The sequence below is a fragment of the Novosphingobium capsulatum NBRC 12533 genome (assembly GCF_001598375.1).
Classification (GTDB): domain Bacteria; phylum Pseudomonadota; class Alphaproteobacteria; order Sphingomonadales; family Sphingomonadaceae; genus Novosphingobium; species Novosphingobium capsulatum.
Genome location: NZ_BCYV01000006.1, coordinates 84,891 through 95,381 on the forward strand (window position 1 = coordinate 84,891; position 10,491 = coordinate 95,381).

The 10,491-nt window shown below is 66.9% G+C and carries 10 protein-coding genes; 4 read left to right on the forward strand and 6 right to left on the reverse strand.

Annotated features, from left to right (window positions below; translation table 11 throughout):
* Positions 1 to 12 precede the first annotated feature (12 nt).
* Entirely contained in the window at positions 13 to 345 is a 333-nt protein-coding gene (locus SCA01S_RS04050; RefSeq protein WP_062783205.1) for a hypothetical protein, read from the reverse strand.
* Positions 342 to 1,016 (reverse strand): lipoyl(octanoyl) transferase LipB, encoded by a 675-nt coding sequence (gene lipB, locus SCA01S_RS04055; protein WP_022676445.1) that lies wholly within the window; start codon positions 1,014 to 1,016, stop codon positions 342 to 344. Before lipB ends, SCA01S_RS04050 begins: the two co-directional genes overlap by 4 nt.
* Before the next feature lie 121 nt (positions 1,017 to 1,137).
* On the opposite strand from lipB, the gene SCA01S_RS04060 reads away from it, so the two are divergent.
* Positions 1,138 to 1,959, forward strand: coding sequence for a hypothetical protein (locus SCA01S_RS04060; RefSeq protein WP_133726781.1), 822 nt, complete (start codon positions 1,138 to 1,140; stop codon positions 1,957 to 1,959).
* Positions 1,960 to 2,010: 51 nt separating this feature from the next.
* On the opposite strand, the gene SCA01S_RS04065 is transcribed toward SCA01S_RS04060, so the two are convergent.
* The 3 genes from SCA01S_RS04065 to SCA01S_RS04075 form a co-directional block, all read right to left on the reverse strand.
* Positions 2,011 to 2,637, reverse strand: coding sequence for a class I SAM-dependent methyltransferase (locus SCA01S_RS04065; protein WP_022676447.1), 627 nt, complete (start codon positions 2,635 to 2,637; stop codon positions 2,011 to 2,013).
* A gap of 135 nt (positions 2,638 to 2,772) precedes the next feature.
* On the reverse strand, positions 2,773 to 3,723 hold the full coding sequence (locus tag SCA01S_RS04070; protein WP_245652435.1) for a 2-hydroxyacid dehydrogenase: 951 nt from the start codon (positions 3,721 to 3,723) through the stop codon (positions 2,773 to 2,775).
* A gap of 57 nt (positions 3,724 to 3,780) precedes the next feature.
* Complete coding sequence (locus SCA01S_RS04075) at positions 3,781 to 4,296, reverse strand: DUF2141 domain-containing protein (protein ID WP_233250975.1); 516 nt, start codon at positions 4,294 to 4,296, stop codon at positions 3,781 to 3,783.
* 296 nt (positions 4,297 to 4,592) lie between these two features.
* Here SCA01S_RS04075 and rpe point away from each other — a divergent pair, with 296 nt between their 5' ends.
* The 3 genes from rpe to purH are packed head-to-tail and all read left to right on the forward strand — an operon-like array spanning position 4,593 to position 8,804.
* A complete protein-coding gene (rpe, locus tag SCA01S_RS04080; RefSeq protein WP_022676450.1) occupies positions 4,593 to 5,258 on the forward strand; it encodes a ribulose-phosphate 3-epimerase in 666 nt (221 codons plus the stop codon).
* 4 nt (positions 5,259 to 5,262) lie between these two features.
* Positions 5,263 to 7,203: a heparinase II/III family protein gene (locus tag SCA01S_RS04085; RefSeq protein ID WP_022676451.1), complete on the forward strand. Its 1,941-nt coding sequence runs from the start codon at positions 5,263 to 5,265 to the stop codon at positions 7,201 to 7,203.
* Between the two features lie 11 nt (positions 7,204 to 7,214).
* Complete coding sequence (gene purH, locus SCA01S_RS04090; RefSeq protein ID WP_062783211.1) at positions 7,215 to 8,804, forward strand: bifunctional phosphoribosylaminoimidazolecarboxamide formyltransferase/IMP cyclohydrolase; 1,590 nt, start codon at positions 7,215 to 7,217, stop codon at positions 8,802 to 8,804.
* Positions 8,805 to 8,984: 180 nt separating this feature from the next.
* On the opposite strand, the gene SCA01S_RS04095 is transcribed toward purH, so the two are convergent.
* Entirely contained in the window at positions 8,985 to 10,445 is a 1,461-nt protein-coding gene (locus tag SCA01S_RS04095) for a PQQ-dependent sugar dehydrogenase (RefSeq protein WP_084390764.1), read from the reverse strand.
* Positions 10,446 to 10,491: the final 46 nt, after the last annotated feature.

Here is a 10,491-nt window from a genome sequence, read left to right on the forward strand (position 1 = left end):
AGGATCGGCGCGTTATTGCGCCGGTGCCTGGCTCTGGGCAGCGGGGGCAGGTGCTGCGGGCGCGGCTGTGCCGCCTGCAGCCCCTGCAGCATCGGGCGTGGCGCTTTCGGCCGCATCGCTCGATGCTGCCTGTGGCGCAGCGCCGCTGGCCTTGGCCTTGGGCGCGGGTTGCAACGGCGGAGTGCCGGTAGCGCCATCAAGATCGATCATCGCATCGCTGACACTGCCGGGCAGAACCTCGCCACCGGCGGCCTTGGCCGCGCCCTTTTCCGGTTCGCTGCCCTTCTGGCACCCGCCCAGGGCAAGCAGCAGGACGACCGCCGATAGGGAAAGCAGGGTCTTCATGGCTCCATCTCCACCGGAGGGCATGGCACGTCGAGCTTGGACAGGAACGCCGGCAGGCGCGCCAGCAATGCATCATCCCATTGCGCGCTGCTGACCGAACGGCCGAGGTCTTTCAGGCTGGTCACGCCAAACTCCTCGATCCCGCACGGCACGATCCCGCCGAAATGCGAAAGATCGGGCGACAGGTTCACCGAAAAGCCGTGCATCGTCACCCAGCGGCGAATGCGCACGCCGATCGCGCCGATCTTGGCCTCGCGCCCATCGGCCCCGGCGCACCAGATGCCGATGCGCCCTTCCGCGCGCCAGGCCTCGACGCCGAAATCGCCCAGCGTATCGATCACCCAGCCTTCCACGGCATGGACAAACCCGCGCACGTCGCGCGCGCGCTTGCGCAGATCGAGCATGACATAGCCGATGCGCTGGCCCGGCCCGTGATAGGTATAGCGCCCACCGCGCCCGGCCTCGACCACTTCGAACCGGGGATCGAGCAATTCGGACCGATCGGCGCTGGTGCCGGCGGTATAGACCGGCGGATGTTCCAGCAGCCACAGCATGTCCGACGCCGTGCCATCGGCGATCGCGGCGTTGCGAGCGGCCATCGCCTCCAGCGCGGGGCGATAGGGCACCGGGGCGGTTTCACGGACGATCTCGATGGTATCGGGCGCAGTCATGATGCCTTGCGACTTGGCCCCGAATGCCGCCCGAAGCAAGGGGGCAAGACACCGGGAAGGGAGGTGCGCCGAGCCGCAGGCTTTGCTAGGACCAAACCGAAACGAGCCCCGAGGACTATACGTGACCAAACCGTTGATCGCCCCATTGGACAGCATGGCCGCCTGGCAGGGCGCCACGCGCATCGTTTCGGCCAATGCCGATCTGCTGATCGCGATTGCCGGGGTGTTTTTCCTGCTGCCGCTGCTGGTTGGCGCGGTGTTCATCGCGCCGCCGGTCATTCCCCCGCAGGTGACGCAGCAGCAGCTCGCGCAGGTGATGCAGGATTATTACACGCGCAACCTGCCCTACCTGCTGCCGCTGTCGCTGTTCCAGATCGTCGGCTTCATCACCATGCTGGTCTGCGTGCTCGATCGCTCGCGCCCCACGGTGGGCCAGGCGCTGCGCAACTGCGCGGCGCGGGTGCCCGCCTATTTCCTGGCGCAAGTGCTGATCGGCCTCTTCGCGCTCTTGCTGATGATGGTGGTCAGCGGCGTGCTGCTGGGCCTGCGCGTGCCGGCGCCGCTGGCGGCTGGCGCCGGGTTGGCGGCAGTGGTCTATCCGCTTCTGCGCACAATCATGGTCGGCCCGGTGCTGGGCGTGGGGCGCACCCACAACCCGATCATGGCGATCCGCGCCAGCGTGGCGCTGACGCGGGGCAATACCGCGCGCATCCTGGCGTTCCTGGGCCTGGCCATGGTGGTGTTCCTGGTGGCGATGAGCGTGGTGATGATGGTGGTGGGCCTGATCACCACACAGCTGCTCGGCGCCGAAAACGAAAGCGCGCGCCTGATCAACGAAGCGATCTCGGCGCTGCTCTATTCGGTAGGCTATACCTATTTCGTGGCGATGCTGGCTGGCATTCACGGGCAGCTGACCGCCGATCTGCCCCGCCCGTTTCTGTAACTCAGAAAATGAAACGCGCCCGTTCCATTATGGAAGGGGCGCGCCGGGCGATCAGTCTTTCCAGCCCCACGAGATCACGCAGGGCGGCACGTTGATCGGCTCGAAACCCTTGTCGATGCGGTGGAAATAGCGGCTCATCAGTGCGCGCGCGCGGGCCGTGTACTGATAGACCAGGAACGCCCCGCCCGGGCGCAGCACCCGCTGCGTCGCGGCCATGATCGCCGGCCCCACGCCTTCGGGCAGCGTGGTGAACGGCAGGCCCGACAGCACATAGTCGGCATGGTCAAAACCGTGCTGGCGTACGATGCTTTCCACCTCGGCCGCAGAGCCGTGCACCGCGATGAAGCGGCTGTCGCCGATGGTGCGGGCCAGGTAGTTGATGAAATCGGGGTTGGTGTCGATCACGATCAGCCGCGCATCGCGGCGCAGGCGATCGAGCACCGGCTGGCAGAACGTGCCCACGCCGGGGCCATATTCCACGAACAGGTCACAGTTTTCCCAATCCACCTTGGACAGTACGCGCGCGATCGTGCGGCGCGAGGACGGCACGATCGCGCCGACCATCACCGGGTGCTTGATGAAGCCCTTGAAGAAAATGCCTGCTGGACCGAACATCCGTTCCGCCTTGCGCCGGACCCGCTGATGCAAAGGAGCGCGCGCCGCCTGGGTCGAATTCATTGTGGACAGGCATCCCTATCTTGGTGCGTGAACCGCGCAAGTTGCAAATCCGTGGCACTATTGCAAGCGTTCGCCGCAAGGCCCAGCGCGATGCGACGAACCGTTATCGGACAGACACCCTGCGCAACCAGGCGTTTACCGTTGCAAATGGCGGGTTTCGGCCACCGGGGTCAACGCCCGGCCCGTGGCAAACCATGCGGAAAGGTTGTCGATCATCAGTTGCCCCATGGCCGTGCGCGTGGCGACCGAGCCAGAGCCGACATGGGGCAGCAACACCGCGTTGTCCTGCGCGACAAGGTCGGCAGGCACATGGGGTTCACGGGTAAAGACATCGAGCCCGGCAGCCAGGATCGTGCCTTGCTGGAGCGCCGCGATCAGCGCTACTTCATCCACCACGCTGCCGCGCGATACGTTGATCAGCACGCCCTGCGGCCCCAGCGCGCGCAGCACCGCGGCATCGACCAGCCCCGCCGTGGCAGCGCCACCAGGCACCACCACCACCAGCACATCGACCGCCTCGGCCAGGGCGAGCGCCGTGGGATACCAGGGATAGGCCACGCCCTCCTGCCGCGTGCGGCCGTGATAGGCGATGGCCACGCCAAAGCCTTCCAGGCGGCGGGCCACCGCCTTGCCGATCGCGCCCAGCCCCAGGATGCCCACGCGCCGCCCGCGCAGCGTGGGCGAAAGCGGAAAGGCGCCCTGTTCCCACAGCCCGGCGCGCAGGTGCCGCTCGGCCTGGGGCAGGCGGCGGATCGTGGATAGCAGCAGGCCGAGGGTCAGATCGGCGACTTCCTCGTCGAGCACGCCGGGGGTGTTGGTCACCATTACGCCGCGCGAGGCGGCCGCAGCCACGTCAATATTGTCATAGCCCACGCCAAAGTTGGCGATGATTTCCAGCGCCGGCAGGCGGTTCATCACCTCTGCCCCCAGGCGGCCGAACAGGGTGTTGGTCGCCAGGGCGCGGATCGATCCGGCGGCGGCATCGTCCAGCCCGTCCCACAGGCGGTGCACGGCAAAGGCCGCTTCCAGCGGCTGCATGGTGAACGGCGGAAAGGGCGCGGCGGCGAGGACGGCAGGTTTGGTCATGCCGCGCATGTTAGCGCGCGAACGGTTGAAAAGTCAGCCCTTCATCCCGGCAATCGCTCAAGGATAGCGCAGGCGAATGCGCGTCGACAGGTTGGTGCGCGGCACGGAAAGGCGCACCGCGCGGAATTCCAGCAGGCTTTCGATCGAGCCGGGATTGCCTGAAAAGCCAAAGCCTTCGGCCGGCAGGCCCATCGGCCCGATGCGGTTGAGCGAGCCGGAATTGTCCTCGTCATGATAGACGGCGAGGGCATAGATGCCCGGCTGCGGCAGGAACAGGCACATATGCGTCTTTTCCGCGCGGGCCGGCACGCGCGCGACATAGAGCGAACCGCCATCGATCAGGAACTTGCGCTGGTCATCGGGATAGACGGTGAGCGCAATCACGCCGCGATCGGATCGCACCTTGTCGATCGTGACATTGAGCCAGGTATCGCTGGGCGGGCCGGCGCAGCCGAGCGGCGGCAGATGCACGCCATGCTTGGCCGCCATCGCGGTGCCCGGCAGCAGGGCCAGCGTTGCACCCAGCGCCAAGGCGCCAAGCGTGGTCTTGAGGGATTCGATCAGCGTCTTCACCCCATCTTCGATGACAAGCCCGGCCGCCAATGGCAAGGGGGCGCAAGGCCGCAGGGCGCGTTCGCGGCGCGACCGTGGCATTGCTGCATGGGTTGATCGCCGGCCTGGACAAATCCGCGCGCTTTCGGAGCAAACCCGCGCCAGACCGGCCCGAAACTGCACAACGCGTGTGGAAAATACTGCAAAGAGCGCTTGTGGCCCCGATTCGGCGCGGTTAAGCGCCGAACGGCGCCCGCTTGGCGATTTGGCCGGGCCGGGCTATTTCTTGCCCAGAATTGCGATCGGACCCGTTGTCGATGACTGCCTTGCCGATAATTTCCCCGTCGATCCTATCCGCCGATTTTTCCCGACTGGGCGAGGAAATCCGCGCGATCGATGCCGCCGGGGCTGACTGGATCCATGTGGACGTGATGGATGGCCACTTCGTGCCCAACATCACGATCGGGCCGGCCGTGGTCAAGGCGCTGCGCCCCCACACCACCAAGCCGTTCGACGTGCACCTGATGATCAGCCCGGTCGATCTCTACCTTGAGGCGTTTGCCAACGCCGGGGCCGATATCATCACCGTGCATCCCGAAGCCGGGCCGCATATCCACCGCACCGTGCAAGCGATCAAGGCGCTGGGCAAGAAGGCCGGGATCGCGCTCAACCCCGCAACGCCAGCCAAGATGCTCGATTACCTGATCGACGATATCGACCTGGTGCTGATCATGAGCGTGAACCCCGGGTTTGGTGGGCAAAGCTTTATTTCCAGCCAGCTGCGCAAGATCGAGGCGGTGCGCAAGATGATCGACAAGACCGGCCGGCCGATCCACCTGGAAGTGGATGGCGGAGTGGATGCCAAAACCGCGCCGCTGTGCGTGGCCGCCGGCGCCGATGCCCTGGTCGCCGGCACCGCGACCTTCAAGGGTGGGCCCGATCACTATGCCGCGAATATCGCCGCGCTGAAAAGGATCGACTGACCCCGTGGGCGAACCAGGCTTCTCCATCGCACCCGGCCAGCCCGCCAAGGGCAAGGCCATTTCGGCGGACGAAGCCAGCCCCGCCCTGCCCCTGGGGCTGGAAAACGAACCCTTGCGGCGCGATGCGGCCGCCGCCGCTGCTGTGGTCCGCCCCCTGCCGCCGATGCCCGCCGACGAAGACATGCCGCTGCGCCCCGAAGTGGTGGAGCCCGGCCGCGCCCTGGCGCTGGCGGATTTTTCGCCGCCCCCGGTCAGCGCGGGTGAACGCTTCATGCGTTTTGCCTATCGCCTGGGGCTGCCGGCCGCCGCGCTGCAACCCTTTCGCAAGCGTTCTCGCCCGCGCCTGACGGCGACGGTCAGCAACCCGCTTCCGGGCGATTCCGGCGCAGGCAAGGCATTGCGCGCGGGGCATTTCCTGGTCCACGGCATGAAGACCCCGATTGCCGATACTGAGTTCACCGGGCCACGCCTGCCGCCGCCGTTCGAGCGGATGGTGCATGGCTTTGCCTGGCTGCCCGATCTGGAGGCCAGTGGACCACGCGCGCAATGCACCCCCGTGGCCGAACGCGTGCTGGGCATGTGGCTCAATGCCAATCCCCAGCCCAATGCCAGCCCGGCGTGGGATGTGGGGCATACCGGCCACCGCCTGCTCACCTGGCTGATCCACGCGCCGCTGCTGCTGTCGGGCAACGACAAGAAGTTTCGCAGCCGTGTGCTGCACGCCATGGCCGAAACCGCCCGCTGGCTCGATCGCCATGTCACCCGTGCGGATGACAAGCTGGGCGAAGTGGCCGGCTGGGCGGCGATCACCGCCGCCGGGCTGCTGATGGCCGATGGTGGCCCGCGCCGCCTGTTTGGCGAGGCCGGGCTGATCCGCGCACTTGGTGACATGGTGGGCGATGATGGCGGCGTGCTGTCGCGCAGCCCGCTGGGCCAGATCGAGGCGATCACCATCCTGGTGCGGCTCAAGGCCTGCTATGCCGCCGTGCGCCGCGATCCGCCCCAGCAGATTGAAACGATCCTGTCGCTGCTGGTCCCGCCGCTGCTCGCGCTGCTGCATGGCGATGGCGCGCTGGGCAGCTGGCAGGGCGCGGGCGCGGTACAAGCCGACCATATCGCCACGCTGATCAAGGCCAGTGGCGTGCGCACCCGGCCGCTGCGCGATGCCCGGCAATGGGGCTACCAGCGCATTACGGCGGGCAAGTCGGTCCTGCTGCTCGATGCCGCGCCGCCGCCGATCGCCCGCCACGCGCGCGAAGGCTGTGCCTCTACCCTGGCGTTCGAATTCAGCCATGGCGCCGAGCGACTGATCGTCAATTGCGGCGGCGCGGCCTTTGCCGGCGGGCTGATCCCGCTGCGCCTCGCGCAGGGCCTGCGCGCCACGGCGGCCCATTCCACGCTGACGATCGACGATTTCAATTCCACTGCCGTGCTGATCAACGGCAAGCTGGGCAGCGGCGTTTCCGAAGTGGAAGTGGACCGCCGCACGCTGCAGGCCGATGGCAGCTATGCCGCCACGGCGCCCGGCCCGATGGGCCAGTCTGCCACCCGGATCGAGGCGAGCCACAACGGCTATGTCAGCCGCTATGGCCTGATGCACCAGCGCATCCTGATCCTGCGCGATGATGGCACCGAACTGCGCGGTGAAGACCTGCTGGTGCCGCACGGCAAGAAAGGCAAGCGTGGCATGATCGGTGTTGCCTTGCGCTTCCACCTTGGCCCGCATATCGAGCTGGCGCAGGGCCAGGACGGCCTTGGCGTTACCCTTGCCCTGCCCGATGGCGGCCTGTGGCAGTTCCGTTCGGGGCGTGAGCCGGTGACGATCGAGGAATCGCTCTGGGCCGATGGGTTGGGCCGCCCGCTGGGCACGCGCCAGCTTGTCATCACGGCCAAGATCCCGCGCAGCGGAGAGAGTTTCTCCTGGCTGCTCAAGAAGATGAGATAGGAATTTTCAACGTGAGCGATGTGACGATCCGGCGGGCGCTGCTTTCGGTGTCTGACAAGACCGGCCTGGTTGACCTGGGCCAGGCACTGGCCGCACACGGCGTGGAACTGGTTTCCACCGGCGGCACGGCCAAGGCGCTGCGCGAGGCGGGCCTGGCGGTGAAGGACATTTCGGAACTGACCGGCTTTCCCGAAATGATGGATGGCCGCGTCAAGACGCTGCACCCCAAGGTGCACGGCGGCCTTCTGGCCGTGCGCGACAATGCCGAGCATGCCGCCAGCATGGCCGAACACGAAATCGGCGCGATCGACCTTGTCGTCGTGAACCTCTATCCGTTCGAAGCGACCGTGGCCAAGGGCGCGGACCGCGACGAAGTGATCGAGAACATCGACATCGGCGGCCCCTCGATGGTGCGTTCGGCGGCCAAGAACCACGATTACGTCACGATCCTGACCGATCCGGCCGACTATGCCACGGTGATCGCTGAACTGGCGCAGACTGGCGGCAAGACCACCCTGCCGTTCCGCCGCGCGATGGCGGCCAAGGCCTATGCCACTACGGCCGCCTATGATTCGGCGATTGCCACCTGGTTTGCCACCGTAGACCAGCAGCAGCATTTCCCCGCCACACTGGCCAGCGCGCACAGCCTGGTGACGACGCTGCGCTATGGCGAAAACCCGCACCAGTCCGCCGCGCTCTATGTTCCGCGCCGCGCCACGGTTCCTGGCCTGCCCCAGGCCGAGCAGATCCAGGGCAAGGAACTGTCGTACAACAATTATAACGATGCCAACGCCGCGCTTGAACTGGTGGCCGAATTTGCCACCGACAAGCCGACCGTGGTGATCGTCAAGCACGCCAACCCCTGCGGCGTCGCCAGCGCGGATACGCTGCTCGACGCCTGGCAGGCTGCCCTGGCGTGTGACAGCGTTTCGGCCTTTGGCGGCATCGTGGCGGTCAACCAGCCGCTCGATGGCCCCACCGCCAACGCGATCTGCGAAATCTTCACCGAAGTGGTCGTGGCCCCCGGTGCCGATGCCGCCGCGCGCGAGGCGTTTGCCCGCAAGAAGAACCTGCGCCTGCTGCTGGTCAGCGAACTGCCCGACGCGCATCGCGCCGGCCTGGTGACCGTGCCAATCGCCGGCGGCCTGCTGGTGCAGGACCGCGACAATGGCGCGATCACGGCTGACGACCTCAAGGTCGTGACGCAGCGCGCGCCGACCGAACAGGAACTCAAGGACGCGCTGTTCGCCTGGACCGTGGCCAAGCACGTGAAGTCCAACGCCATCGTCTATGCCAAGGATGGCGTGACCGCCGGCATCGGCGCGGGTCAGATGAACCGCCGCGACAGCAGCCGCATTGCCGCCGCCAAGGCCCAGGAAGCCGCCCAGACCCATGGCTGGAGCGAAGCCCGCACGGTGGGCGCCGCCGTTGCCTCCGACGCGTTCTTCCCCTTTGCCGATGGCCTGATGGCTGCAGTGGAAGCGGGCGCGACGATGGTGATCCAGCCGGGCGGCTCGATCCGCGACGAAGACGTGATCAAGGCCGCCGATGAGGCCGGCCTGGCCATGGTCTTTACCGGGATGCGCCACTTCCGCCACTGATCGCGGATTTCGGAACGCAAAAAGGGGGCGGTGCCACGCGGCGCCGCCCCCTTTTCTTTGCTCCCCTCCCGCTGGCGGGAGGGGCCGGGGGAGGGAATGTTTGGCCCCTCCCGAACCGCTGGTGGAGAAAGCGACACGCCCTCCCCCACCCCCTCCCGCACGCGGGAGGGGAGCCCATTGTTACGGCTGCGGCTTGTTGAGCACCGAATCCGGGTTTTCCTGGATGCGGATCTTGCCCATCGGCGGCTTGGGCGGCAGCGGGGTATCGGCGATCTGGGTAATCGCCGGGGCCGGCTTGGCGCCCGGCGCGGTGACGCGCCAGATCACGCCGCCCACATCGTCGCTGACCAGCAGGGCGCCGTCCTTGGCAAAGGCCACCCAGGTGGGACGGCCATGGGCCTTGTTGTCCTTGGTGAGGAAGCCGGTGAGCACGGGCGCAGGCGGGGCCGGCAGCACATTGCCGTGGCTGTCGAACCGCACGAAGACCACGTCATAGCCAGCGAGCGGGCGGCGGTTCCACGAACCGTGACGAGCGATGAAGGCGCCCCCGGCAAAGCGATCGCCCATGGTATTGCCGCCGCGCGCAAAGGCCAGGCCGAGCGGCGCGACATGGGCGCCCAGACCGTATTCCGGCTTGCGCACGTATTCCATCAGGTACTCGGGCATCGGCTCGGTCACGCGCCAGTCGATGTACTTCTTCCAGTAGACCCAGGGCCAGCCATACTGCGCGCCGAGCGGCACGTTGGTGAGGTAATCGGGCACGAGATCGGGGCCGAGCATGTCGCGCTCGTTCACCACGGCCCAGAGTTCGCCGGTGTAGGGATTGAAATCCATGCCGTTGGGATTGCGCATCCCGCCGGCAAACTGGCGCACGCGGTGCTTGTCAAAGTCATACTCGAAGATCGCGGCACGCTGCGCCTCGGCATCGATGCCGTTTTCAGCGATATTGCTGCCCGAACCGACCGAGATGTAGAGCCGCTGGCCATCGGGGCTGAGCGCCAGGTTGCGTGCCCAGTGCATGCCGGCCGGCGGCAGATCCATGAGCTTTTCTGGCTTGCCCGGCAGATTGGTCTGCCCCGGCTGGAACGGCCAGGAAACCACGCCATTGTGGTTGGCGACATAGAGCCGGCCGTCGCGCCACACCATGCCGAACGGCGAATCCAGCGCCGGATTTTCCATGACAAAGCGCTGGCTCGCCTTGCCGCTGCCGTTATCGCGCAGCACCACGATCTTGTTGGGCGAGGGTTCACCCGCACCGGCCTGGCTGAACAGGAAGCCGGCCACCAGCCCGGTGAGGCCGCCACCACCATGATCACCCGCGGGCGCATTGGTTTCGGCGGTCAGCACGTCGCCATTGGGCAGGACCGCCAGCGTGCGCGGGTGGTCAAGACCATCGGCAAAGCGGGTGACGACCAGCCCCTGCGCGGCCACCGGCGCTTCGCCCGCCTGCCAACCGATCGGCTTGGCAATGCCGACGCCGGGAATGGTCTGCGGCGAAGGCTCGGCCATCTTGGGATGGGGGCCCGAGGTTTCGTCGGTGGTATATTGGCCGGCCGGGCCACGGATGGCCCACGCCAGGAACGCGGCAACGGCGATCACCAGCAGGCCAAGGGCGATGAGGAACTTCTTGAGGGTGCTCATGCCGGGCAAACTAGGGCGGCCAGGGCTTCGCTGCAATGACAGCTTG

Bases quoted from the DNA above. Each gene is read 5' to 3' on its own strand.
- SCA01S_RS04050 (WP_062783205.1), bottom strand. From the start codon at position 345: ATGAAGACCCTGCTTTCCCTATCGGCGGTCGTCCTGCTGCTTGCCCTG.
- lipB (WP_022676445.1), bottom strand. From the start codon at position 1,016: ATGACTGCGCCCGATACCATCGAGATCGTCCGTGAAACCGCCCCGGTG.
- SCA01S_RS04065 (WP_022676447.1), bottom strand. From the start codon at position 2,637: ATGAATTCGACCCAGGCGGCGCGCGCTCCTTTGCATCAGCGGGTCCGG.
- SCA01S_RS04070 (WP_245652435.1), bottom strand. From the start codon at position 3,723: ATGACCAAACCTGCCGTCCTCGCCGCCGCGCCCTTTCCGCCGTTCACC.
- rpe (WP_022676450.1), top strand. From the start codon at position 4,593: ATGACTGCCTTGCCGATAATTTCCCCGTCGATCCTATCCGCCGATTTT.
- SCA01S_RS04095 (WP_084390764.1), bottom strand. From the start codon at position 10,445: ATGAGCACCCTCAAGAAGTTCCTCATCGCCCTTGGCCTGCTGGTGATC.